The following is a 23,853-nucleotide window of genomic DNA, read 5'->3' as shown; positions in this document are numbered from 1 at the left end:
CCCCGGCTCGAGCCGCCCGCTCAGGCGCTCCCCGGGGGGCGGCGAGGCGGCGGCGCGGAAAACCGCAGATCTTACAAGTCTCGAACAAGGTGCCTTGACCGGCGCCTTCACGCCGGATCCGGCCGCCTCCGCGGCCTACCGTTCCTCGGCATGGACGTACTGCTCACCGGGTCGGCCGGTTTCATCGGTTCGCACGTCGCCGAGGCGCTCACCGCCGCGGGCCACCGGGTCCGCGGCCTGGACCTGCGGCCCGACGGCCTGGCCCCCTCCGGCGGACCGGGAGGCACCGCCGACGTCCGCGACGCGGCCGCGGTGGCGCGGCGGCTGCGGGGCGCGGACGCCGTCTGCCACCAGGCCGCCAAGGTCGGCCTCGGCGTGGACGTGTCGGACCTGCCGGACTACGCGTCGGTGAACGTGCACGGCACCGCGGTGCTGCTGGCGGAGATGGCCCGCGCCGGGGTCGGCACGCTGGTGCTGGCCTCCTCGATGGTCGTCTACGGGGAGGGCGCCTACACCTGCGCGACGCACGGCCCGGTGCGACCGGCGCCGCGCCCGGAGGAGGCGCTGCGCGCCGGACGGTTCGAACCGGACTGCCCCGAGTGCGGGCGCCCCCTCGCGCCCGGCACCGTCGCCGAGGACGCGGCACTCGACCCCCGCAACGTCTACGCCGACACCAAGCTCGCGCAGGAGCACCTCGCGGCGTCGTGGGCGCGCGCGACCGGCGGCGCGGCCGCGGCGCTGCGCTACCACAACGTGTACGGGCCGAGGATGCCGCGCGACACCCCCTACGCGGGCGTCGCGGCGATCTTCCGGTCGCGGCTGATGAACGGCGAGGCGCCGCTGGTGTTCGAGGACGGCGGGCAGCGCCGCGACTTCGTGCACGTCCGCGACGTCGCCCGCGCCAACGTGCTCGCCCTGGAGCGGCTGGCGGCCGGCCCGCCCGAGCCGGGCGGGCTGCGCGCCTACAACATCGCCAGCGGCGAGCCCCGCACCATCGGCGACATGGCGCGCGCGCTCGCCGGCGCGTTCGGCGGCCCGGCGCCGCGCGTCACCGGCGGTCACCGGCTCGGGGACGTCCGCCACATCGTCGCCCGGCCCGACCGCGCCCGCCGCGAGCTGAGGTTCGGCCCCGAGGTGCCGTTCGCCGACGGCATGGCCGAGTTCGCCCGCGACGCGGCGGAGCCGACCGCGGCCGCCGCGCCGCCCGCCGGGGTCGCCGCGGAGCCGGCCCGGCGGCCCGTCACCAGTTCGTAAGGGTCGCGGACCCGTCACCGAAAGTAGCGTCAGAGCCGTGATCGACGTGATTCTCCCGTGCCTCAACGAGGCGGAGGCCCTGCCGTGGGTGCTGTCCCGGATGCCCGCGGGCTTCCGGCCCCTGGTGGTCGACAACGCCTCCACCGACGGATCCGCGCGCGTGGCCGCGGACCACGGCGCCGACGTGGTGCCCGCCGCGGCCCGCGGGTTCGGCGCCGCCTGCCACGCCGGGCTGCTGGCCGCCACCGCCGAGGTGGTGTGCGTCATGGACGCCGACGCGTCCCTGGACCCCGCCGAGCTGCCGCGGCTGACCGACGAGCTCGGCCGGCTCTCCGCCGGCGGGGCGCCTGCGCTGGTGCTGGGGCGGCGCCGCCCGGTCGGGCGCGGCGCGTGGCCGCCGCACGCCCGGCTCGGCAACGCCGTGCTGGCGCGGTCGCTGAACCGGCGCGCCGGCACCCGGCTGCGCGACCTGGGGCCGATGCGCGCCGCGCCGCGCGCCGGGCTGCTCGCGCTGGAGCTGGCCGACCGCCGGTTCGGGTACCCGCTGGAGATGGTGCTGCGCGCCGCCCGCGCGGGCTGGCGGATCGGCGAGCTGGAGGTGGCGTACCTGCCGCGCACCGGGGAGTCGAAGGTGACCGGGACGGTCGGCGGGACGGTCCGCGCCGTCCGCGACATGCGCCGCGTCCTGGCGGAGGTGGCCCCGTGAACGCCCCCGCCTCACCGGACGCCGCCGGCGCCGCCGCCGCCCCCGACGTCGATCTGATCGTCATCGCCAAGGAGCCGGTGCCGGGCCGGGTCAAGACCCGCCTGACCCCCGCCTACACGCCCGCCGAGGCCGCCGCGCTGGCCACCGCCGCGCTGCGCGACACCCTGGCCGCGGTGGCCGCCGCGCCCGCGCGGCGCCGCGTGCTCGCGCTGTCGGGCACGCCGGGCCCGTGGCTGCCCGGCGGCTTCGAGGTGGTCGCGCAGCGCGGCGCCGGGCTGGACGAGCGGCTCGCGCACGCCTTCGCCGACGCCTACGACGGCCGCCCGCTCGTCCTGATCGGGATGGACACCCCGCAGGTCACGCCCGCGCTGCTGGCCCGCGCCGGACGCGCCCTGCGCGACCGTGACGCGGTGTTCGGCGCCGCGCGCGACGGCGGCTTCTGGCTGCTGGGGCTGCGCCGCCCCGACGCGCGGCTGCTGCGCGGCGTCCCGATGTCGCGGCCCGACACCGGAACGCTCCAGCTCGCGCGGCTGCGCGCCGCCGGCCTGACGGTGGCGGCGATGCCGGCGCTGACCGACGTCGACACCCCGGCCGACGCCGAGACCGTCGCCGCGCGGGCGCCCGGCGGCCGGTTCGCCGCGGCCGTCCGCGCCCTCGGGACCAGGACCGTCCCGGCATGATCGGCGAACTGTACGAGGAGGCGCTGCGCGGCGCCGCGCCGGTGGAGATCGAGCACGCCGACGGCCGCCGCCGCCCGCTGCCGGTGCAGGACTGGCTGGCGCTGCGCCCCGGCGACGCCGGGCTTCTGGACCGCTGCGCCGGTGCCACCCTGGACGTCGGGTCGGGCCCGGGACGGCTGGCGGCCGCGCTGGCCGCCCGGGGGCTTCCGGTGCTCGGCATCGACGTGGCGCCGCGCGCGGTCGCGCTGACCATCGCGGCGGGCGCCCCGGCGCTGCGCCGGGACGTGTTCGGGCGGGTGCCGGGCGCCGGGCGGTGGCGGACGGTGCTGCTGGCCGACGGCAACATCGGCATCGGCGGCGACCCCGCCGTGCTGCTGCGCCGCGTCCTGGGGCTGCTCGGCCCCGGCGGCCGGGTGCTGGCGGAGGTGGACCCGCCGGGCGCGGGGACGCGGACCGAGCCGCTGCGGCTGCGGTCGGGCCGCGCGGTCGGCGAGTGGTTCCCCTGGGCGCACGTGTCCGCCGACGGCGCCGGCGCGCTGGCCGCCGCGTGCGGGGCGGCCGTCACCGAGCGGTGGGAGGAGGCCGGCCGATGGTTCGTCGCCCTGCGTCCCTGACCCGGTCCCTCCTCGACCGCCGGCCGGTGCCGCCGGAGGCGCTGACGACGCTGCCGCAGCGCTTCACCAGCCGCCTGCACGACGAGCGGGTCGCCGCGTGGCTGGGCATCGCGCTCGGCGCCTGCTTCCTCGTCGCGTTCTGCACCGGCCTGGTCAGCCACCTGATGCAGAACCCGGCGAACTGGATGACGTGGCCGTCGCGCCCGGTGAACCTGTACCGGGTCACGCAGGGCCTGCACGTCATGACCGGCCTGGCGGCGGTGCCGCTGCTGCTGGCCAAGCTGTGGACGGTCTACCCGCGGCTGCTGCAGTGGCCGCCGGTCCGCTCGGCCGGGCACGCGATCGAGCGGCTGATGGTGTTCGTCCTCGTCGGCGGGTCGCTGTTCCAGCTGGTCACCGGCGTGATTAACATCGACTACTGGTACGCGTTCCGGTTCTTCTTCACCACCGCGCACTACTGGACCGCCTACATCATCATCGGCGCGCTGCTGATCCACATCGCCAACGAGTGGGCCAAGACGCGCCGGACGGTGATGACGCGGCCGCAGGACGGGCTGCGGCGCCGCACGTTCCTGCTGACGGTGCTCGGCGCGAGCGGCGTGGTCGTCGCGACGACCGTGGGGGAGACGGTCTCGCCGCTGGCGCGGCTGGCGGTGCTCGCGCCGCGCCGTCCCGGGATCGGGCCGCAGGGGCTGCCGGTCAACAAGTCCGCGGCCGGGTCGGGCGTCACCGCGCTCGCCCGCGACCCGGGGTGGCGGCTCACCGTCACCGGGCGCGTCCGGCGGGAGCTGACCCTGTCGCTGGCGCAGCTGCAGGCCATGCCGATGCGGACGGCGCGGCTGCCGATCGCGTGCGTGGAGGGCTGGAGCGCGGAGGCCGACTGGGAGGGCGTGCGGCTGCGGGACGTGCTGCGCATGGCGGGCGTCGACGACGACGCGGACGTCCGCGTCGAATCGCTGGAACCCCGCGGCCTCTACCGCACCTCGGAGGTGCGTCCGCCGCACTGGCACGACCCCCTCACGCTGCTGGCGCTGCGGGTGAACGGCGAACCCCTCGACCTCGACCACGGGTACCCGTGCCGGCTCATCGCGCCGAACCGCCCCGGCGTCATGCAGACCAAGTGGGTCGGCCGGCTGGTGGTCGCATGAACGCGCCCATCGCCAGGTACGCGGCGTACGCGGCGGGCACGGCGCTGATCGGGTACGGGCTGAGCGGGATCGTCACCGACGTCCCGGTGCCGCGCTGGGCGGCGTGGTTCGTGGGCGCCGCGGTCCTGCACGACGGGGTGCTGGTCCCGGTGGTCCTGGCCGCGGGCCTGGTGACGGGCTGGATCCCGGTCGCCTACCGGCGGGTGCTGCGCGGCGCGCTGATGGTGGCGGCGTGCGTGACCGCCGTGGCGATCCCGCTCGTCCTGGGCTACGGCCGCCGCCCGGACGTCCCGTCGCAGCTGCCGCTGCCCTACGGCCGCAACCTCGCGATCGTCGTCGGGCTCATCGGCGCCGTAGCGGTCGCGGTGCTGGCGTGGCGGGCGGTCGCCGGGCGTGGGCGGCGGGACGGCATGAGCGGCGGAGCGCACCGCGCCGTCCCGCCGGGACGGCGGCCGGGGCGCAAGGAGGGGGACAGGTGACCGCCACCGACACCCGGCCGCAGGACGTCCCGGCCCCGGTCGCGCGGCGCGGGAGCCGTCCGGGCTGGATCGCCGTGGCGGTGTGGGCGGCGGGGATCGCGGCGGTGTTCGCCGCCGGCTGGTACCTGTGGCGCGCCGGGCTCGCCACCGAGGACGCGCTGCCGCCGCTGCACGCGCGGGCGCGCTCGCATCCGCTGACCTGGCGGATGGCTCCGGCGGTGGCGGCCGCCGCCGTGCTGGTCATGGCGCTGCCGTGGGCGGCGTCGCGGCTGCGGTGGCGGGTGTTGCCGGTGGTGGCGTGGGCGGGGGCGGCGTTGTGGGCGGTCGCGCTCGCCGTGTCCGACGGGTGGGGCGCGCTCGCCCGGCCGCTGGACGCGCCGACCGAGTACCCGGCGGGCCTGGCGCAGGTGCGGCCCGACCCGCTGGAGTGGTTGCGGACCTTCACCGAGCGGCTCGGCGGCTACACCACGCACGTGCGGGGGCATCCGCCGCTGCCGACGCTGGCGCTGTGGGCTCTGGAGAAGGCGGGCCTGCCCGGGACCGGGTGGGCGGCGGCGTTCGTCATCGCGTCGGGCACGTCGGCGGTCGCGGCGATCGCGGTCACGCTGCGGTGCGTCGCGGGGGAGCGGGCGGCGCGGGCGGCGGTGCCGTTCCTGGTGCTGGCGCCGCTGGCGCTGTGGGTCGCGACCGCGATGGACGCGTTCTTCCTCGCGGTCGGCGCGTGGGGGACCGCGCTGACGGCGCTCGCCGCCCGCGGCGCCCGGCCCGCCGCGCCGGACGGGACCCGGCAAGGCCCACCCCGTCCGGCGCTGGCCGCCGCTGTCGCGGGCGGTGTGCTGCTGGGCAGCCTGCCGTACCTGTCGTACGGGCTGCTGCCGCTGTTCGCGGTGCCGCTGGCGGTCCTGCTGCTGGTCCGCCCGCGCCCGCGGGTGCTCGTGGCGCTGGGGGCGGGGCTGGTGGTGGTGCCGGCCGCGTTCACGCTGCTGGGGTTCTGGTGGCCGGACGGCGTCCGCGCCACCCTGGACACCTACCTCATCAGCCGCGGCTCGGCGCAGCGTTCCTACGCCTACTTCCTGTTCGGCGACCTCGCGGTGCTGGGGCTGCTGACGGGTCCCGCGGTCGCGTACGCGCTGCCGCGCACGGCGCATGTGCTGTGGCGCGCGGCCCGCACCCGTGCGGTGTCCCCGGCGGCGGCGGTGGCGCTGCCGGCGTGCGCGGCGCTGCTGGGCGTGGTCGTGCTGGACCTGTCGGGGGTCACCAAGGGCGAGGTCGAGCGGATCTGGGTGCCGTTCGCGGCGTGGCTGGTCGCGGCCGCGTCGCTGCGTGCGTCCGGATCGGCGCGGGCGGGCGGGGCGCGGTGGTGGCTGGCGGCGCAGGCGGCCACGGCGATCGCCGTCCAGGCCCTGGTGCTGTCCGCCTGGTGATCACCCGCCGGATCGCCCGCCCGGATTCGCCCGCCGGGTCACCAGGGGACGGCGCCGTCGTCGTCGAAGAACCCGCCGGTCGGGCCGCCGTCGGGCAGGGTCGCCATCCGGATCGCGATCGCGGCGCCCTGCTCGGCGGTGCGGGTGATCGTGCGGCCCGCCCGGATGTGCTCGATCGCGAAGTCGGTGGCGCAGGCGCCGGGCGCGACGGCGTTGACCAGGATGCCGGTGTCGCGCAGCTCCTTGGCGTACTGGACGGTCAGCATGTTCAGCGCGGTCTTGGACTGCGGGTAGGACGCCACGGCGCCGAGGTTCCAGAAGTAGTGGTCCGGGTCGGTCATGTGGGTCAGCGACCCGGTGCCGCTGGAGACGTTGACGATCCGGGCGGCGGGCGAGCGGCGCAGCAGCGGCAGCAGCGCGTTGGTCACCCGCATCACGCCGAACAGGTTGGTGTCGAACACGCGGCGGACATGGTCCAGGTCGGCCTGCGAGGGCGGGTCGTTCGGGCCTTCGGAGATGCCGGCGTTGTTGACCAGGACGTCCAGCCGTCCCGGAGAGGCGGTCACGGTGTCGGCGGCGGCCCGGACGCTGTCGTCGTCGGTGACGTCCAGCCGGACGAACCGGACGTCGTGCCCCGCGTCGCGCAGTTCCGCCGCCGCCTTCTCGCCGAGGTCGGGGGTGCGGGCGGCGAGCAGCACGGTCATGCCGCGCGCCGCGAGCCCCTCGGCGACGGCGCGGCCGATTCCCTTGTTGGCCCCGGTGACCAGGGCGACCTTGGCGTTCGTGGGTCGTTCGCTCATGCCCTCGATCCCATCACCGGGGCCCGGGCGGACTCCAACACCGACCGGACCACGATCGATACCCTGAAGGTATGGATTTGGTGGAGACGAGGGAGCTGGCCTACTTCCTGGAGGTCGCCCGGGAGTTGCACTTCGGGCGGGCCGCCGAACGGCTCGGCATCGCGCAGCCGCCGCTGTCGCGCGCGATCGCGCGGCTGGAGCGGCGGCTCGGCGTCCGGCTGCTGGAGCGCACCAGCCGCCGGGTGACGCTGACCCCGGCGGGCGAGACGCTGCTGGCCGAGGGCGGCGCCGCGCTGGCGGCCGTGGAGGCCGCGGTGCTGCGCACCCGCAGGGCCGGCGGGACCGGCGCCCGGCTGGTGCTGGCGATGAAGCCGGGCGGCGACGGCGGCGGGCTGCTGCCGGACGTCCTCGCCGAGTACGAGCGGGAGCCGGACGCGCTGCCGGTGGAGATGGTGTTCGGCTACGGGGCGCGGCAGGCACTGGACGACGGGCGCGCCGACGCCGCCCTGCTGTACGCGCCGCGCGCCGACCTGACCGGCCTGGCCGTCGAGGAACTGGTGGTGGAACCGCAGGTCGTCGTCCTGCCCCGCACCCACCGGCTCGCGGGCCGGGCGCGGGTGTCGATGGCCGACCTGGACGGGGAGGTGCTGCCGCGGACCCCGGCCCGGCCGGGCGGCGACGGGCCGATGGTGACCGACGGGGGCCAGGTGATGCAGCTGATCGCGCTCGGCCGGATGGTGGCGGTGCTGCCGCGGTCCTACCGGCGGCTGCTGCGCGACGACCTCACGGCGGTGCCGGTGCCCGACGCGCCGCCGACGACGCTGGTGCTGGCGTGGCCCGAGGAGTCGCGGTCGCGGGCGCTGGCGGCGTTCGTCCGCGTCACCGCCGCGGTCGCCGCCCGCCACAACGCCCGCCGGAACACGGAGGCGGGCGCGCTTCGGACCGTCCCTGACCTGCGCTGACGGAGCCGGCGAAAAAAGATCCGAGAAAAAGCGGGCCGGGATGTCGATCCGGCGTGCGCCCGTGCGACGCGTCAGTGAAGGCACGAGACGAGCACGTCGCACGGAAGGACACCGCCATGACCGTCACCCAGATCCTCGCCGCCCCCGCCACCGGCTCCGTCGAGGGCCGCCGCCGCGTCCTGCGCCGCGTCCTGTGGACCGCGCAGGTCCTCATCGCCGCGTTCCTGTTCTTCGCCTCGGCGATGCCGAAGTTCGCCGGGCAGGCCGACGCGGTCGAGACCTTCACCAGGATCGGCTGGGGGCAGTGGTTCCGGTACGTGACCGGGACCGTCGAGGCCGCCGGCGCGATCGGGCTGGTGGTCCCGCGGCTGGCCGGGTTCGCCGCGACCGCGCTGATCGGCCTGCTGGCGGGCGCGGTCCTCACCCACCTGCTGGTGCTGGACGCCGCGTGGGCGCTGTTCCCCGCCGCGCTCGCCGCCGTCTGCGCGGTGATCGGCTGGGACCGGCGCGCCGAGACCCGGGACCTGCTGCGCTCGGTCGCCGGCCTGCTCCGCCGCTGACGGCACCGCGCCGGGGCCCGGCCCCGGACGCCGGGGGAGTCAGGCGCCGGGCCAGGTGATGAGGGCGCGCCCCCAGGTCAGGCCGGCGCCGAACCCGGCGAGCAGCACCAGGTCGCCGCCGCCGACGCGGCCGGTGCGCACGGCGCGGTCCAGGGCGTAGGGGAGGCTGGCGGCGCCGATGTTGCCGACGTCCTCCCCGGCGATCATCAGCTGGTCCGGTTCGAGGCCGGCGTCCCCGGCCAGCGACGCCACCAGCCGCGGGTTGGGCTGGTGCGGGACGACCAGGGCGAGGTCGGCGGGCTTGATCCCGGCGTCCTCGCACGCCTCGGCGACCATCCGGGGCAGGGCGCCGGCGATGAAGTCGCGGACGGCGCGGCCGTCCATGTGGATGGTGTGGCCGAGATCGGCCAGTGTGGCGGCATCGGCGGGCCGTCTGGAGCCGCCGGCGGGGATGAGGACGTCGTCGGCGCGGGTGCCGTCCGAGCCGAGCGTCACCGGCCCGATCCCGTAGGGGGCGGGGACGGGCCCGACGACCGCGGCGGCGGCGCCGTCGCCGAACAGCGCGGCGGTGCCGCGGTCGGCGGGGTCGAGGAACCGCGAGTACACCTCGACGCCGATGACCAGCGCGTACGGGGCGGCGCCGCGCTGGGCGGCGAGCCAGCCGAGGGCGGCCTGCAGCCCGAACACGAACCCGGTGCAGGCGGCGGCGACGTCGAAGGCGGCGGCGCCGCGGGCGCCGAGCAGCGCCTGCACGCGGCAGGCGGTGGAGGGACCGAGCTCGTCGGGGGTGGAGGTGCCGAGGACGATCAGCCCGAGGTCGTCGGGCCGCAGCCCGGCCGCGTCGAGGGCCTCGCGCGCGGCGGCGGCGGCGAGGTCGGAGGCGGCCTGCGCGGGCGCGGCGGCGTGCCGGTTGCGGATGCCGGTGCGCCGCTCGATCCAGTCCTCGTCCAGGCCGAGCGAGCGCGCCACCTCGGTGCTGGGGACGCGCCGTTCCGGCAGGTAGGAGCCGGTTCCGCGGATCGCCCACCGGGTGTGCGCGGGCTGCTGGTCGCCCCAGGTCATGCGTCGCTCCCCCCAACCGGCGGTGAGGCCGGTGGTCGTGGCCGGGCCCGGCGCGGGCGGGGGACCGATCTCCGGTCCGTCCGTTGCGCCGATGGTTGCCAGGCCGATTCCATGAGTGAATAATCCCATTTCAGGATTTGCGTTCCATAACTCCTCGATAAGCGGCCATTATCCGAAAAGAAAAGAGAGCCTTCCTTCCAGGTAAGGAGACCTCGCGTGTCCCACACCTCTTTCCAGCCGGACGGCCCCTTCGACCCCGCCGGGGAGCTCAAACCCGATGACGTCTGCGTGTTCCTGTTCGCCGGGACGGGTTCGGCGGGCGTCCCCGACCTGCCCTCCCTGGCACGTTCCGGTCCCGCCGCCGCGCGCGCCGCCGCCGACGTCCTGGACGCCGTCCAGGAGGGCCTGCCGGACGGCTGGCCCTCGCTGCGCGCGATCCTGCTGGAGGACCCCGCCGGGTACCGGGCCGCGGCCCGCGCCCCCGGCGTCGCCCAGCTCGCCGGCTACGCCTCCTCCGTCGCCGTCGACCGCGCCCTGCGCGCGATGGGCGTGCAGCCCGGCTTCGCCGTCGGGCAGAGCTTCGGGGAGATCGCCGCGATGGTGTGCGCGGGCGTGTTCGCCATCGCCGACGGCGCCCGGATGGCCGTCAGCCTCGTCGAGGTCCTCGCCCGGCGCGGCGCGGGCGGCGGGATGGCCCTGCTGGAGGCCGGCGAGGACGGCGCCCGCGCCTGCATCGACGCCGCCGCCGCGCCCGAGGTCGTCGTCGCGTGCCTCAACGCCCCGTCGGTCACCGTCGTCTCCGGCCCCGACGCCCCGCTGGAGGCGGTGCTGGAGACCGCCCGCGCAACCGGGGTGCGGGCCGTCCGGCTCGCCGTGCCCTACCTGTCGCACCATCCCGCGATGGCCGGCGCCGACGACGAGTGGTACGCCACGATCCGCGCCTTCCCGCAGCGGCCCCTGGAGCTGGCCGTGCACTCGCCGGTCCGCGGGCGCGCCTACCGCGACGACGACGACCTGCACCGGGCGCTGGCCGACTGCATCGTCAAGCCCGTCCGGCTGCCGGAGGCGCTGCGCGCCGTGCACGCCGCCGGCGCGACGGTGTTCGCCGAGGCCGGATCGGGCAACGCGCTGTGCCAGTGCGCCCGCCTCAGCGTCCCGGACGCGCAGACCTTCCTGGTCCCGCTGCGCGACCGGCCCCGCGGGGACGCGCCCCGCCCCCGCGCCACCGAGACCGCCCGCGGCGCCGCCGACGCGATCGGACCGGACGGCCCGCCGGTCGGCAAGTCCGCGCCCGGCATCACCCCCGATCCGCAGGTCTGACCCCGTCCCGGACCCAGCCGCCGCTCCGACCCCGGCCTCGCCCCCTACCTCGTCCCCCCGCCTTCGCCCGATCCGTTCAGCCCGACCACTCCGTCCCGACAGGAGAGCAGCGTGATGGGCATGTCCATGGGCACCTCCCCCGATGGCGACCTCGCCGGTTTCGTGCGCGGCGCGTCCCCCGGCCCCAAGCTCCGGGAGCGGTTCGCCGACGCCGTCCCCGAGGAGTTCTTCAGCTACCCCGGCGGGCTCACCGCCCGCGACCACCAGGCCCTCACCTACGCGCGGCTGCGGCGCGCCGGGCTCGCCGCGCCGCCCGGGTCGGAGCTGCTGGACGACCCGCCGGCGCTGTGCGCGCTGCTGGAACGCGCCGCGATCGCCGACCCGGCGCTGTTCCACGTGATGATGCTGCACTACACCCTGGCGCTCGGCCCGATCGTGCGGTTCGGCGCCGGCCAGGACGGCCCGAACGCCGCCCGCGAGGCGCTGGAGTCGATGGACTCGTTCGGGACGCTGCTGATGACCGAGGTCGGCCGCAGCAACAGCCACCTGTCCCCGCGCACCATCGCCCGCCACGACCCCGCCACCGGCGGTTTCGTGCTGCACACCCCCGACGTGCAGGCCGCCAAGTTCCCCACCAGCACCGCCCACCCCGACCTGCCCAAGACCGCCTGCGTGTACGCCACCCTCGTGCACGGCGGCGAGGAGCGCGGGGTGTTCGTGTTCGCGGTGCCGGTCCGCGGCCCCGACGGCTCCGTCCCGCCCGGGGTGCGGGTGGTGCCGGCCCCCGAGACGACCGGCCTGCAGGTCGACTACGCGGCCGTGCTGCTGGAGGACCTGCACGTCCCCTACGAGGCGTGGCTGCGCGACGGCGCCCGCATCGACGCCGACGGCTCCTTCCACGACCCCGCCGGGTCGCCCGCCGCGCGGCTGACCCGCTCGATGGGCATCGCGCCGGCGGTGTGGCGCTCGGTGATCTCCGCGTCCGCCGCGATCACCCGCGCTTCCGCCGGGATGCTGCTGGCCCACTCGGCGGGCCGCTCCACCCTCGGCCGCCTGGCGCCGCGCCGCCCGCTGACCGACTACCGCAACCAGCAGGAGGCGGTGCTGGGCGCGCTGGCGTCGGCGTACGCGCTGACGGCGGTCGCCGCCCACGTCAAGGTCCGCCGGACCTCCGCCGACGCGCCCTCCGGCGGCCCGCAGACCGCGTGGGCGCCGTGGTCGGCGGTCGACCGGGACCTGGCGCTGCTGAAGGCGGCCTCCACCGTCACCGCGCAGGAGACGGTGTCGATGTGCCGGGTGCATTCGGGCGCGCCCGGGTTCGCGGCGGTCGAGCGCCTCAACGCCTACCGGGGCCTCGCCCACGCCTACATGAACGCCGGCGGCGACAACGAGCTGATCCTGTACGACACGGCGCGGGCGATGGCCGACCTGGACCGCTACACCCCGCCCGAGGCGGTGCCGGGCCCGCCCGACGACGGGGACCTGGACTCGCCGCGGGTGTGGCTGTTCCTGGCGCGCGAGGCCGAGCGGCGGATGCGCGACCGGCTCGCCGAACGGGTCCGGGGGGCCGCCGACGCGGGCGCCGACCCCTTCACCGCCTGGAACGACAACCTCGTGCTCGCCGCGCAGACCGCGACCGCGTGCGCCGACCGCGTCACGCTGGAGATCTGCGACGCGGCGCTGGACGGCGGCCCGGCGGCGCTGCGCCCCGTGCTGCGCCTGAACGCCCTGAACTGGATGGCGCGCCGCGCCGGCGGCCTGCTCGACGAGGGCGTGGTGCCGCCCGGCTGGCTGCAGGACGTGCACGCGGCGCGGCGGCGGGCCTGCGACGAGCTCGCGCCGCGCGCCGGGGAGCTGGCGGCGGCGTTCGAGCTGCCCCCGGTGATCACCGCGCCGACGGCGTTCCTCACCGGCGGCTGACCCGCCCCGCGGCGGCGAACCCGCACGCCACGCCGGTCATCGGCGAAAGCGGCGGGGGAACCGGCGGGGACTGGCTACCGTTCTGCTTAGACAGGCCGCGGGTGACCGTCATCCGCCCGGTCCGATACGGAGGTAGGCACAGTGGGAGTCAGTCTGAGCAAGGGCGGCAACGTCTCGTTGACCAAGGAGGCTCCCGGACTGACCGCGGTCGTGGTGGGTCTGGGCTGGGACGTGCGCACGACCACCGGAACCGACTTCGACCTGGACGCCAGCGCGCTGCTGTGCTCGGCGGAGAACAAGGTGCTGTCGGACCAGCACTTCGTGTTCTTCAACAACCTGAAGAGCCCGGACGGGTCGGTGGAGCACACCGGCGACAACCTGACCGGTGAGGGCGAGGGCGACGACGAGCAGATCAAGGTGGACCTGCAGACCGTCCCGGCCGAGGTCGCCAAGATCGTGTTCCCGGTGTCGATCTACGACGCCGACGGCCGGCAGCAGAACTTCGGGCAGGTCCGCAACGCCTTCATCCGGGTGGTCAACCAGGCCGGCGGCGGGGAGATCGCCCGCTACGACCTGACCGAGGACGCCTCCACCGAGACCGCGATGGTGTTCGGCGAGCTGTACCGCAACGGGGCGGAGTGGAAGTTCCGCGCGGTCGGCCAGGGGTACGCCTCCGGGCTGGCGGGCATCGCCGCCGACTTCGGCGTGAACGTCTGAGGACGTCCGACGGCGTCTGACCGCGTCGGGACCGGAGGGGCGGGGCCTGCGCCCCGCCCCTCCGGTGCTCTCGGAGGTAGCCGGGGTCAGTCGACGGGGACGACGGCGAGGGCCTCCACCTCGATGAGCAGGTCGTCGCGGACCAGCCCGGACACCTGGATCAGGGACGCGGCGGGGTCGACGCCGTCCGGCAGCATCTGCGTGCGGACGGCGCGCACGACGCCGACCGCGCTGGCGTCGAGCAGGAAGTAGCCGAGCCGGATCACGTGCTCCCAGCGGGCGCCGGCGGCCGCGAGCGCCGCCTCCAGGTTGGTGAACACCTGCCGGGTCTGGGCCTCCAGGTCGCCGGGGCCGACGAGGTTTCCCTCGCCGTCGACGGCGATCTGGCCGCTGACCACGACGAGGCGCCCGGGGACGTCCACCGACACCACATGGCTGTAGCCGGGGCCGGGCGCCAGGCCCGGTGCGTTGATCTGGCGGACGGCGCCGCCGCTGGGTCGCTGTTGTTCGCTCACGTGATCACGTTAACCGGCGCGCCCGGGGGTGGACGGGCGCGCCGGCGTCGCGGTGGCGGGGGGTCAGCCGAGCAGTTCGCTGCGCAGCCGGGTCTTGAGTATCTTCCCGCCGGGGTTGCGCGGCAGTCCCTCGTCGCGGAACCAGAAGTGGACGGGCACCTTGAACGCGGCGATCCGCTCGCGCAGGAACGCCTGGATCTCCTCGGGGGCCGGCGCGGTGCCGGGCCGGGGCACGACGACGGCGCCGACCTCCTCGCCGAGCACGTCGTGGGGGACTCCGATGACCGCGCAGTCGGCGACGGCGGGATGCTCGTAGAGCGCGGCCTCCACCTCGGCGCAGTAGATGTTCTCGCCGCCGCGGATCAGCATGTCCTTGGCGCGGTCGACGATGTAGACGAACCCGTCGTCGTCGACGCGGGCCAGGTCGCCGCTGTGGAACCAGCCGTCCGCGAACGCCTGCGCGGTCGCCTCCGGCTTGTTCCAGTACCCCTTGATGACGTTGGGGCCGGCGATGAGCAGCTCGCCGACCTCGCCCGGCGGGAGGTCCTCGCCGGTGGCGGGGTCGACGACCCGCACGTCGCAGACGGCGACGGGCGGGCCGACGCTGTCGGGGTGCTCCAGGTAGTTCACGCCGCCGTTGTAGGTGGTGACCGAGGAGGTCTCGGTGAGGCCGTAGCCGTTGCCGGGGACCCGCTGGGGCAGCCGCTCCTTGATCTTGTCGACGAGGGCGGGCGCGGCGGGGGCGCCGCCGTAGCTGACGCCGGTGAGGCTGGAGGTGTCGTACTTGTCGAAGTCGGGGGAGGTCAGCACCTGCCACGCCATGGTGGGCACGCCGCCGAACCCGGTGACGCGCTCGCGCTCGATCAGCTGCAGCGCCTTGGTGACGTCCCACTTGTACATCAGCACGACGGTGCCGCCCTGCAGGGCGCTGCTGACCAGGACCGAGTGGCAGCCGGTGGCGTGGAAGAACGGGACGCTCAGCAGGGTGACGCGGGGCTGCGGCCGGGTGAGCTGCTCGATCGTGGCGCCGGCGCGCACACCGGCCGACAGCAGCCCGTAGGCGAGGCTGACCGGGTTGGTGGTGATGTTGCGGTGGGTGCCGAGGGCGCCCTTGGAGCGTCCGGTGGTGCCGGAGGTGTAGAAGATCGTGGCGTCGTCTTCGGGGCCGATCGCCACGTCCGGCAGGGCGCCCGCGCCGTCCGCGCCGTCCGTGCCGTCTGCGAGCGCCCTTGCGAGGGCGGCGTCGAAGTCCTCGCCGCCGGCGGGCGGGGCGCCGGCGGGGCGGGCGACTAGCAGCGGGATGCCGAGGCCGGGCAGGACCCCGGCGAGGCGCTCGGCGCGTTCGGCGTCGGCGATGAGGAGCCGGGCGCCGCTGTCGCGCAGCCCGTACTCCAGCTCGTCGGCGCTCCACCAGGCGTTCAGCGGGACGACGACGGCGCCGGCGACGGCGGCTCCGAAGAACGCCACCGACCATTCGGGGTAGTTGCGCATCCCGATCGCTACGCGGTCGCCCTTGGCGATCCCGTGCTCGGCGACCAGCAGCCGCCCGAACGCCGCCGCGCGGCGGTGGTGCTCGGCGAAGCTCAGCCGGTCGTCCTCGTAGACGAGGAACGGGGCGTCGCCGTGGCCGCGCGACAGTTCCAGGATCTCGCGCAGGGTGGTCGGGGCGTTCTTCCAGACGCGGGTTCTGACGCCGCGGATGTCGACCTCGTCCATCTCGAACAGCTGGCCCGGGGCCGTCAGCCGGGCTCTGACCTCGGCGATGCTCGTCAGTTCGGGGCCGTTCACTTCGCGGCTCTGCACGCGCGCCTCCCGCGGACCGTACCGGCGCGCCGCCGCGCGGCCCTTACACCGAACGCGGTTCGGCGCACCGTGGGGCAAATCTATGATTTGTCTCACTCGCTGGTCAACGGTCCGCGGGCCGCCCGGCGCCCGTCCCGCACCCGCACGGCCCGCGCCGGGCTCCGCGGCCGCCCTACCGGCCGGTTCACCCGGCGACACCCCCGCGGACCGTTCCACTCGAAGATCCCGACCTGCGACAATGGGGACATGACCGAGCGCAAGCCGATCGAGTACTGGCTGTCGGACATGGACGGCGTGCTGGTGCACGAGGGCCACCCCGTCCCCGGCGCCGACGAGTTCATCCGCAGGCTCGCCGCCTCCGGCAAGCCGTTCCTCGTGCTGACCAACAACTCGATCTACACCCGCCGCGACCTGTCGGCGCGGCTGGCCGCGGTCGGGCTGCAGGTCCCGGCCGAGTTCATCTGGACCTCGGCGCTGGCCACCGCGCGGTTCCTGGCCGACCAGCGGCCCGAGGGATCGGCGTACGTGATCGGCGAGGCGGGGCTGACCACGGCGCTGCACGAGGCCGACTACGTCCTCACCGACATCCGGCCCGACTACGTGGTGCTGGGGGAGACCCGCACCTACAGCTTCTCCCAGATCACCCAGGCGATCCGGCTGATCGAGGGCGGCGCGCGGTTCGTGGCGACCAACCCCGACCCGATCGGCCCGTCCCAGGAGGGCTCGCTGCCCGCCTGCGGCGCGGTCGCCGCCCTGATCACCCGGGCGACGGGGGTGGAGCCGTACTTCGTCGGCAAGCCGAACCCGCTGATGATGCGGACCGCGCTGAACGTGGTCGGCGGGCACAGCGAGCAGACCGCGATGGTCGGCGACCGGATGGACACCGACATCGTCGCCGGCGTGGAGGCGGGCCTGGAGACGATCCTGGTGCTGACCGGGGTGACCCGCAAGGACGAGGTGGGCCGCTTCCCGTTCCGCCCGCACCGGGTGGTGCCGTCCATCGCCGACCTGATCGAGCTGATCGACGCCTGACCGACGCCTGATCGCCCTGACCGGCTTCGGATCGCCCTCGGGCCGCTCTTCGCCCGGCGTCAGACCGATACGATCAAGGCGAAATCGACAATAGGCGCCGTGGTGCGTTCGTGCAGGTCGAGGGCTCGGTGGCGCGCGGCGGGAGCGGCCGGCGGTCCGCGGCCCGGCCTGCCGCCGGACGCCCGCGGGCGCCCTGGCCGAGCGGAGCGCCGTGCACGACCTCCAGGACCCTTCCGCCCCCTCGCGCCCGCCGGGCGGTAGGCCGCGCCGCCGCCGTACCGCGGTGATGGCGGTCGGCGTCGCCGCGGTACTGGCTGTCGGCGCCGCCGGCGGCGCCTGGCTGACGCTCGGCCACGACGACGACCGCGCCCCGGCCGCCGCCCCGGCGTCGGAGGCGGTGTCGGCGTCGTCGTCACCGCAGGCGTCCGGGCGGACCCCGGGCGGGACGGGTCGGGCGGGCAGGACGGCGGTGAAGGGGCCGGTGGTGAACGGCCGCCGCCAGCCGCCCCGCGTCCGCATCCCCCGGTCGGCGAGCGGCCGGTACGCCGTGGTCCCGGGCACGGCGAAGCCGAAGGGGACGCGCGGCACCCTCGTCCGGTACACGGTGGAGGTCGAGCGGGGGCTGCCGATCACGGGCGCGGAGTTCGCGGCGGAGGTGCAGCGGGTCCTCAACGACCCGCGCAGCTGGGGGCACGGCGGCACCATGCGGTTCGAGCGGGTGAGCCGCGGGCCGGTGCGGTTCCGGGTGTCGCTGTCGAGCCCGGCGCTCACCGACCGGATGTGCGCGCCGCTGGTCACCGGCGGGGAGCTGTCGTGCCGGCAGGGGAACCGCTCGGTCATCAACGCCCTGCGCTACGGCGAGGGCGCCGCGTCCTACGGCCGCGACCTGGCCTCCTACCGCGAGTACGTGATCAACCATGAGGTCGGGCACGCGCTCGGCCACGGCCACCTGCAGTGTCCGGGCAAGGGGCGTCCCGCGCCGGTGATGGTGCAGCAGACCAAGTCGCTGTACGGGTGCGCGCCGAACCCGTGGCCGTTCCCCAAGGGCTGACCCCGGCCCCCGTCCGGAGCGGCGCCTAGACTCGGGGCCGACATGCGCATGATCAGAGGCGGGGGCTCCCGCGAGCTGGAGATCCGCCGGTCCCGGTTCGTGTGCACGCTGGCGCGCGCGGCGGACGAGGCCGAGGCGGTGGAGTTCCTGGCGCGGCACCGCCGCGCGCACCGCGACGCCACCCACAACTGCTCGGCGTACGTCGTCGGCGAGCACGGCGAGATCACCAAGAGCAGCGACGACGGGGAGCCGGCCGGGACGGCGGGGATCCCGATGCTGGAGGTGCTGGTGCGGCGGGGCCTGACCGGCACGGTCGCGGTGGTCACCCGCTACTTCGGCGGGGTGAAGCTCGGCGCGGGCGGGCTGGTGCGCGCCTACGGGCAGGCGGTGTCGGAGGCGGTCGACGCGGTCGGGGTGGTGGAGCTGCGGCCGGTGCTGACGGTGACGGTGCGGGTGGAGCACGCGCTGGCGGGCCGGTTCCTGGGGGATCTGCACGGGCGCGGCGTCCAGCCGTCCGACGTCCGCTACGGCGACGCGGTGGAGGCGGACGTGGCGGTGCCGCTGGCGGAGGTGGAGGCGTTCGAGGCGTGGGCGGCGCAGGTCACCGCGGGCCGCGCCGCCGTGGCCCGCGGCGCGCCCGGCCACGTCGAGGTTCCGGTCTGACGGACGCCCGTCACCGGGGTGCGGCCCCGGGCGGCGTCGCGCATCCGTACTGGCGAGGGTGATCGCGGGGTGCCGGGCAGCGGTGTGCGGGCTGGTCTCGGGCTCTGCGGGTGGCCGAAGTGACCAGCGCCCTTCACATACCTCCTGGTGGGGCGTTAATGCAGGTCAAACAGGGTGGCGTAACAGTGGCGTAATCTCGCTGCGGCACTCTGGAGGGGCCGGGCCGTCCACGCTGGACGGGTGCGCTGGCCATCCGGACCGAGGGAGGGGCATGGGCGGGACGCCGCGGGCGGGGCGGGGCGAGTGGGTGTCGTCGCGGCCGCGGGCCGAGCGGGCGCGGCAGGCCGCCGACGTGCTGCGCCAGCAGATCACCGGCGGCGCGTTCCCCGGCGGGACGCTCCCGGGCGAGCGGGAGCTGGGCGAGCGGCTCGGCGCGTCCCGCAACGCCGTCCGCGAGGCGCTGGCGCTGCTGCGGGCGGAGGGCCTGATCACGCGGCGGCGCGGGGTGGGCACCACGGTGGTGGCGGCCAAGCACGGGCACGGGCTGGACCGGCTGGCGGGGCTGGCGGAGGCGCTCACCGGGCACGGCACGGTCACCAACGAGGTCCGCGAGATCGGCCGGGTCCCGGTGCCGCCGCCGGCGGTGGCGGCACGGCTCGCGCTGCCGCCCGGCGCGGGCGCGGTGCGCGTGGAGCGGCTGCGGCGGCTGGAGGGCGAGCCGCTGTCGCTGGACACCACCTACCTTCCCGGCGACATCGGCGAGGGCCTGCTGCGGCGCCCGGATCTCGGCCGGGAGCTGGCCGACCGGGACCTGTTCGGGCTGATCGAGGAGGTCGCCGGGCAGCGGCTGGGCCGGGCGGAGGTGCAGGTGCACGCGGTGGCGGCCGCGCCGGCGACGGCGGCGCTGCTGGGCGTCCCGGCGGGCGCGGCGATCTTCGCGATCGACCGGCTCGCGCATCTGGCCGACGGGCGTCCGGTCGACAGCGAGGCGGTGCACATCCGCGCTGACCGCCTCACGCTGCGCGCCACCCTGTACCGCGCGCCGGGTCCGCCCGGCGCCTGACCGCACCCGCGGCGGCGCGGATCCGGCCCAGGCGGACGCGGTGCCCCGCCTCGGTGCCGTCGTGGTGCCGGTCGTGGTGTCCGTTGCGAGCGAGAGGAGGGGCCGTGGGCGGTCTCGGAGTGCCCGTGCTGGTGGGGCTGGTGCTGTTCGGGCTGTTCGCGGGGGTCGGCATCACGGCGGTCGGGCCGGGCGGGGTGCTGGTGACGGTCGGGCTGTTCGCGCTCACGGGGTTGCCGCCGGCGCAGGTGGCGGGCACGGCGATCGTCACGCACGTGGCGACCGGTGCGCTGGCGACGGCCGCCTACACCCGGTCGGGGCAGCTGCGCGAGCGCGGCACGCGGCGGGCGGCGGCGGTGCTGGCGGCCGCCGCGGTCGCGGGGACCCCGCTGGGCGTGCTGGTCAACGGCCTGGTGTCGGGGCGGGTGTTCGGGATCCTGCTGGGGACGTTCGTGGCGCTGGTGGGGGCGCTGGTGTGGCACCGGACGGGCCGTCCCGCCGCCGCGTCCGGCCGCGCCCCCGCAGGTGAGGACGCGCGGGGCCCGGGGGCGCCTGTGGTCGCGGTGGTCGGGTTCGCGGTGGCGGTGGCGAGCGGGGTGTTCGGGATCGGCGGTCCGATGCTGAGCGTGCCGCTGCTGGTGGCGCTGGGCGTGCCGGTGCTGTCGGCGCTGGCGGCGGCGCAGGCGCAGTCGGTGGTGATCGCGACCGTGGGGACGCTCGGGTACGTGGCGGCGGGGGCGGTGGACTGGCCGCTGGCGGCGCTGACCGGGGTGCCGGAGCTGGCGGGGGTGCTGCTGGGCTGGGTGATCGCGCGGGCGGTCCGGGCGGGCGCGCTGACGGGTTCGCTGGTCGTCAGCCTGTTCGCCCTGGCGCCCTACCTGGCCCTGCACGGCTGACCCGGCCGCCGGGTGCCGGGACGTCCGTCCGGAGCCGCGGGGCAGGGGCGGGGGCGGGGCGTCGGGCGGGCGTCAGCCGCCGAGGCTGTCGAGGGCGGTGTCGAGGCGCTGGGCGAGGCGTTCGAGCTGCTCGTCGTTGGCGCCGGTGTCGAGTTCGGCGATGACGGCGTCCCGGGTGGTGAGCACCAGGGCGTCGTCGGCCTCGCCGCGTCCGGCGGGCGTGGACGGGACGACGGCGGCGTGCCCGCCGACGACGACGAGCGCGGCGTCGCGGTCGGTGGAGGCCAGTAGTTCGTGCAGGTGGGCGGGTGTGATCGTCGGCATCGGGTGACCTCCTGTGGGTGTTCGGCGTCCGGGGTCAGGGTTTCCGGCCGACGCCGGTGGCGATCTCGCGGGCGCGGGCGGGGCCGCCGGTGCCGGGAGCAAGGGGCGGGGTGTCGCGTCCGGCGCCGGTGCGCAGGCCCTCCAGGAACGCGGCCATCGCGTCGCGGGCGGTGTGGCGGGGCGTCCAGCCGAGCTCGGCGCGGGCGCGCGCGGTGTCCATGATCGGCACTTGCAGGGCCAGGTCGAACAGGCCGGGCGAGGCGGGGACCAGGTGCAGGTTCCAGGCGGCGGCCAGGGCGGCGCGCACGCCGCGGGCGGGCAGCCGGACGGTGCGGGCGTCGAGCAGGCCGGCCAGGACGTCGGGGTCGATGACGGGTTCGGCGGCGATGTTGAAGGCGCCGCGGGCGTCGCCGAGCGCGGCGAGCGTGAACGCCTGCCCGGCGTCGGCGGAGTGCAGCGCCTGGAAGCGCAGGCCGGGCAGGTCGGGGACGACCGGGACGCGGCCGGGGCGGGCGAGGCGGCCGGGCAGCAGCGGCCCGGCGAACAGGCGGCGCTGCTGGGCGGCGCTCTGGCGTTCGAACACGAACCCGGGGCGGATCCGCACGACGCGGGTCTGGGGGCGGCGTGCCTCGAAGGCGTCCAGGAGGCGTTCGACGTAGGCCTTCTCGCGGCTGTAGGCGGCGCCGGGCCAGCCGTGGGTGGGCCAGGACTCGTCGACGGCGCGGTCCTTGGGGCCGGGGGAGTAGGCGCCGACGGAGGAGGCCACCACCAGGGCGGGCACGCCGGCGTCGGCGACGGCGTCCAGGACGCGGGTGGTGCCGACGACGTTGGAGTCCCAGGTGACGGCGGGCCGGTGGGTGGGCTGGAACAGCCAGGCGAGGTGGACCACGGCGTCGGCGCCGCGCAGCAGCGGGACCAGGTCGGTGTCGGTGACGTCGGCCTCGGCCCATTCGATGCCCTCGTCGCGGGCGGCCCGCGCGCCGGGGCCGCGCCGCGACAGGCCGAGGACGGAGGTGGCGCGGGGATCGGCGGTGAGCGCTTCGACGGTGCTGGTGCCGATGTTGCCGGTGGCGCCGGTGACCACGACCCGCATGGTGTTCCCCCTCAGTCGTCCCTGCAGGTGGACGGCCCCATTCCCGCCATGCGCCGGTCTACACGCGCGGCGCCGCGCGCCTGCGGGGCCGGGCGCCGTGACGCGGTCAGGCGGTTGTGCCGGGGGTGGTGCGGCGGGCGCGGAACGCGGCGGCCTTGGCGCGGTTGCCGCACTGGCGCATGTCGCACCAGCGGCGGGTGCGGCGGCGGGAGGTGTCCAGGTAGAGGCGGGTGCAGGGGTCGGCCTGGCATTCCTTGAGGACGCCGCGGCCCGCGTCGACGCCGTCGCCTGCGCTGGTGGCCGCGGTGGAGCCGGCGGGTGCGGCCGCGGCGGCGAGCAGGTCGACGGCGGCGCGGGCGGCGGCGGCCAGGACGGCGGTGGTGTCGCCGTCGCGGTGCACGGTGCCGTCGGCGGCGAGGCGGGGGACGGGCGGTGCGGCGGCGGCGCGGCGGTTGATCAGGTCGCGGTCGTCGTCGGCGGGGGAGCGGCCGTGCAGGACGGCGGTGGCGGCGCGGTAGACGGCCTCGCGGAGGTCGACGGCGGCGGCGAGGTCGGCGGCGCTCACCGGGGGCGGGTCGGTGACGAGCCCGGCGGCGACGGCCCAGTGGGCGAGCCGGTCGGGGGCGGTGAGCAGGTCGCGGCGGTCGTCGCGGCGGTGCTGGACGGTCCCGGCGAGATCGAGGGCGAGGTCGCCGGAGTGGAAGGTGAACTCCATCGACCCATGGTAACCGGCTTGACAGGTTACGGACGGCGGCCGGAGGATGAATAACCGTTATGACCGGTTACTTATGGAGGTGCCTCATGGTCCAGCGCACCCCGGCCGCGCCGTCTGCGGAGACGACGTCCCCCAAGGCGGCGCGGGGAAGGGCGGCGCCGGGGGAGCGGACCGGCACCCGGACCGGTGGCGAGGGCAGGGGAGTGGCGGGCGCGGCGATGCCGGCGGTGTTCGTCCTGCTGTGGAGCAGCGCGTTCATCGCCGGCGCGATCGGGGTGGACGCCGCCCCTCCGCTGCTGCTGATCTTCGCGCGGTTCGCCGCCGCCGGGATCCTGCTGGCCGGCTACGCGGTCGCCGTCCGGGCGCCGTGGCCGCGGGGCCGCGCCCTGGCGCACCTGGCGGTGTCCGGGCTGCTGATCCAGGCCGTCCAGTTCGGCGCCCTCTACAGCGCCATGGCGATGGGGCTGCCCGCCGGGGTCGTCGCGCTCGTCCAGGGCCTGAACCCGGTCGTGATCGCGCTGCTGGCGGCGCGGGTCCTGGGGGAGCGGGTCACCGGCCGCCAGTGGGCCGGGTTCGGGCTCGGCGCCGCCGGTGTCGTGCTGGCCGTCGCCGACCGCATCGCGTTCTCCCCCCTCGGCGTGGTCCTCTGCCTTGTCGGGCTCCTCGGCCTCAGCCTCGGCACCCTCTACCAGAAGCGCCATGTCACCGACATGGACGTGCGGACCGGCACCGCGGTGCAGTTCCTGGTCGCCGCGCCGCCGCTGGGCGCGCTGTCGCTGCTGACCGAGACGCCCGCTGTCGCGCACTGGGGCGCGTTCGGCGCCTCCCTCGCCTGGATGGTCGCGGTGAACTCCATCGGGGTGTTCCTGCTGCTGAACACCATGCTGCGCCGTTCCCCGGCCTCGACCGTCGCCGCGCTGTTCTTCCTGACCCCGTCGGTCACCGCGGTGCTGGCGTGGGCGACGATCGGGCAGGCGCTGCACCCGCTCACCGTCGCCGGACTGGTCCTCGGCGGCGCCGGCGTCCTGCTCGCCGGCCGCCGCTGACACCGCACC

The 23,853-nt window shown here is 76.4% G+C and carries 25 protein-coding genes; 18 read left to right on the top strand and 7 right to left on the bottom strand.

The features are described 5' to 3' along the window. Positions 1–150: 150 nt before the first annotated feature. Genes amrb99_RS15950 through amrb99_RS15920 form a run of 7 tightly spaced genes read left to right on the top strand, consistent with a single transcriptional unit; the run spans position 151 to position 6,305 of the window. A complete protein-coding gene (locus amrb99_RS15950) occupies positions 151–1,254 on the top strand; it encodes an NAD-dependent epimerase/dehydratase family protein (protein WP_190856729.1) in 1,104 nt (367 codons plus the stop codon). Between the two features lie 37 nt (positions 1,255–1,291). Then, entirely contained in the window at positions 1,292–1,960 is a 669-nt protein-coding gene (locus amrb99_RS15945; RefSeq protein ID WP_347256700.1) for a glycosyltransferase family 2 protein, read from the top strand. Beyond that, on the top strand, positions 1,957–2,640 hold the full coding sequence (locus amrb99_RS15940) for a TIGR04282 family arsenosugar biosynthesis glycosyltransferase (protein WP_347256699.1): 684 nt from the start codon (positions 1,957–1,959) through the stop codon (positions 2,638–2,640). Before amrb99_RS15945 ends, amrb99_RS15940 begins: the two co-directional genes overlap by 4 nt. Continuing rightward, positions 2,637–3,254 carry an SAM-dependent methyltransferase gene (locus tag amrb99_RS15935; protein ID WP_190856728.1) on the top strand — a complete coding sequence of 206 codons (618 nt, stop codon included), beginning with the start codon at positions 2,637–2,639 and terminating at the stop codon, positions 3,252–3,254. Before amrb99_RS15940 ends, amrb99_RS15935 begins: the two co-directional genes overlap by 4 nt. After that, entirely contained in the window at positions 3,230–4,402 is a 1,173-nt protein-coding gene (locus amrb99_RS15930; RefSeq protein ID WP_190856727.1) for a molybdopterin-dependent oxidoreductase, read from the top strand. Before amrb99_RS15935 ends, amrb99_RS15930 begins: the two co-directional genes overlap by 25 nt. Further along, a complete protein-coding gene (locus tag amrb99_RS15925; RefSeq protein ID WP_190856726.1) occupies positions 4,399–4,881 on the top strand; it encodes a hypothetical protein in 483 nt (160 codons plus the stop codon). Before amrb99_RS15930 ends, amrb99_RS15925 begins: the two co-directional genes overlap by 4 nt. Then, complete coding sequence (locus amrb99_RS15920; protein WP_190856725.1) at positions 4,878–6,305, top strand: hypothetical protein; 1,428 nt, start codon at positions 4,878–4,880, stop codon at positions 6,303–6,305. Before amrb99_RS15925 ends, amrb99_RS15920 begins: the two co-directional genes overlap by 4 nt. Positions 6,306–6,343: 38 nt before the next feature. Here the strand turns inward: amrb99_RS15920 and amrb99_RS15915 are convergent, their stop codons facing one another. Continuing rightward, positions 6,344–7,105, bottom strand: a complete 762-nt coding sequence (locus amrb99_RS15915) for an SDR family oxidoreductase (protein WP_190856724.1) — start codon at positions 7,103–7,105, stop codon at positions 6,344–6,346. A 71-nt stretch (positions 7,106–7,176) separates the two neighbouring features. Here amrb99_RS15915 and amrb99_RS15910 point away from each other — a divergent pair, with 71 nt between their 5' ends. Together amrb99_RS15910 and amrb99_RS15905 are read left to right on the top strand one after the other, a co-directional pair. Then, complete coding sequence (locus tag amrb99_RS15910) at positions 7,177–8,067, top strand: LysR family transcriptional regulator (protein WP_190856723.1); 891 nt, start codon at positions 7,177–7,179, stop codon at positions 8,065–8,067. 116 nt (positions 8,068–8,183) lie between these two features. Next, positions 8,184–8,627 carry a DoxX family protein gene (locus amrb99_RS15905; RefSeq protein WP_190856722.1) on the top strand — a complete coding sequence of 148 codons (444 nt, stop codon included), beginning with the start codon at positions 8,184–8,186 and terminating at the stop codon, positions 8,625–8,627. A gap of 39 nt (positions 8,628–8,666) precedes the next feature. On the opposite strand, the gene amrb99_RS15900 is transcribed toward amrb99_RS15905, so the two are convergent. Beyond that, complete coding sequence (locus tag amrb99_RS15900; RefSeq protein WP_190856721.1) at positions 8,667–9,689, bottom strand: beta-ketoacyl-ACP synthase 3; 1,023 nt, start codon at positions 9,687–9,689, stop codon at positions 8,667–8,669. A gap of 216 nt (positions 9,690–9,905) precedes the next feature. On the opposite strand from amrb99_RS15900, the gene amrb99_RS15895 reads away from it, so the two are divergent. The 3 genes from amrb99_RS15895 (at position 9,906) to amrb99_RS15885 (ending at position 13,646) form a co-directional block, all read left to right on the top strand. Further along, a complete protein-coding gene (locus tag amrb99_RS15895) occupies positions 9,906–11,009 on the top strand; it encodes an acyltransferase domain-containing protein (protein ID WP_190856720.1) in 1,104 nt (367 codons plus the stop codon). A 120-nt stretch (positions 11,010–11,129) separates the two neighbouring features. Beyond that, a complete protein-coding gene (locus tag amrb99_RS15890) occupies positions 11,130–12,929 on the top strand; it encodes an acyl-CoA dehydrogenase (RefSeq protein WP_190856719.1) in 1,800 nt (599 codons plus the stop codon). A gap of 141 nt (positions 12,930–13,070) precedes the next feature. Next, positions 13,071–13,646 carry a TerD family protein gene (locus tag amrb99_RS15885; RefSeq protein ID WP_190856718.1) on the top strand — a complete coding sequence of 192 codons (576 nt, stop codon included), beginning with the start codon at positions 13,071–13,073 and terminating at the stop codon, positions 13,644–13,646. 86 nt (positions 13,647–13,732) lie between these two features. On the opposite strand, the gene amrb99_RS15880 is transcribed toward amrb99_RS15885, so the two are convergent. Together amrb99_RS15880 and amrb99_RS15875 are read right to left on the bottom strand one after the other, a co-directional pair. Beyond that, a complete protein-coding gene (locus amrb99_RS15880; RefSeq protein WP_190856717.1) occupies positions 13,733–14,161 on the bottom strand; it encodes a Rid family hydrolase in 429 nt (142 codons plus the stop codon). 63 nt (positions 14,162–14,224) lie between these two features. Further along, positions 14,225–15,964, bottom strand: coding sequence for a class I adenylate-forming enzyme family protein (locus amrb99_RS15875; RefSeq protein WP_347256698.1), 1,740 nt, complete (start codon positions 15,962–15,964; stop codon positions 14,225–14,227). 246 nt (positions 15,965–16,210) lie between these two features. On the opposite strand from amrb99_RS15875, the gene amrb99_RS15870 reads away from it, so the two are divergent. The 5 genes from amrb99_RS15870 to amrb99_RS15850 all read left to right on the top strand — a co-directional run bounded on the left by amrb99_RS15870 (position 16,211) and on the right by amrb99_RS15850 (position 20,666). Beyond that, the gene (locus amrb99_RS15870; RefSeq protein WP_190856716.1) at positions 16,211–16,996 is read left to right on the top strand and encodes an HAD-IIA family hydrolase; all 786 of its coding nucleotides are present in this window, start codon (positions 16,211–16,213) and stop codon (positions 16,994–16,996) included. Positions 16,997–17,207: 211 nt separating this feature from the next. Then, positions 17,208–18,047 carry a DUF3152 domain-containing protein gene (locus tag amrb99_RS15865; protein WP_347256697.1) on the top strand — a complete coding sequence of 280 codons (840 nt, stop codon included), beginning with the start codon at positions 17,208–17,210 and terminating at the stop codon, positions 18,045–18,047. Between the two features lie 42 nt (positions 18,048–18,089). Further along, positions 18,090–18,710: a YigZ family protein gene (locus amrb99_RS15860; protein ID WP_190856715.1), complete on the top strand. Its 621-nt coding sequence runs from the start codon at positions 18,090–18,092 to the stop codon at positions 18,708–18,710. Positions 18,711–18,981: 271 nt separating this feature from the next. Continuing rightward, complete coding sequence (locus amrb99_RS15855; protein WP_190856714.1) at positions 18,982–19,773, top strand: GntR family transcriptional regulator; 792 nt, start codon at positions 18,982–18,984, stop codon at positions 19,771–19,773. Positions 19,774–19,877: 104 nt separating this feature from the next. Further along, positions 19,878–20,666 (top strand): TSUP family transporter, encoded by a 789-nt coding sequence (locus tag amrb99_RS15850; RefSeq protein ID WP_190856713.1) that lies wholly within the window; start codon positions 19,878–19,880, stop codon positions 20,664–20,666. A 72-nt stretch (positions 20,667–20,738) separates the two neighbouring features. Here amrb99_RS15850 and amrb99_RS15845 read toward each other — a convergent pair whose 3' ends face one another. The 3 genes from amrb99_RS15845 to amrb99_RS52405 all read right to left on the bottom strand — a co-directional run bounded on the left by amrb99_RS15845 (position 20,739) and on the right by amrb99_RS52405 (position 22,798). Then, complete coding sequence (locus amrb99_RS15845) at positions 20,739–20,990, bottom strand: hypothetical protein (protein ID WP_190856712.1); 252 nt, start codon at positions 20,988–20,990, stop codon at positions 20,739–20,741. A gap of 34 nt (positions 20,991–21,024) precedes the next feature. After that, positions 21,025–22,083 carry an NAD-dependent epimerase/dehydratase family protein gene (locus amrb99_RS15840; RefSeq protein WP_190856711.1) on the bottom strand — a complete coding sequence of 353 codons (1,059 nt, stop codon included), beginning with the start codon at positions 22,081–22,083 and terminating at the stop codon, positions 21,025–21,027. 106 nt (positions 22,084–22,189) lie between these two features. Next, positions 22,190–22,798 (bottom strand): CGNR zinc finger domain-containing protein, encoded by a 609-nt coding sequence (locus amrb99_RS52405; RefSeq protein WP_190856710.1) that lies wholly within the window; start codon positions 22,796–22,798, stop codon positions 22,190–22,192. 86 nt (positions 22,799–22,884) lie between these two features. On the opposite strand from amrb99_RS52405, the gene amrb99_RS15830 reads away from it, so the two are divergent. After that, positions 22,885–23,844, top strand: a complete 960-nt coding sequence (locus amrb99_RS15830; RefSeq protein WP_241755585.1) for a DMT family transporter — start codon at positions 22,885–22,887, stop codon at positions 23,842–23,844. Positions 23,845–23,853: the final 9 nt, after the last annotated feature.

The organism is Actinomadura sp. RB99, from assembly GCF_014706005.1.
GTDB lineage: Bacteria > Actinomycetota > Actinomycetes > Streptosporangiales > Streptosporangiaceae > Spirillospora.
This window is presented reverse-complemented; position numbering and strand designations above follow the sequence as displayed.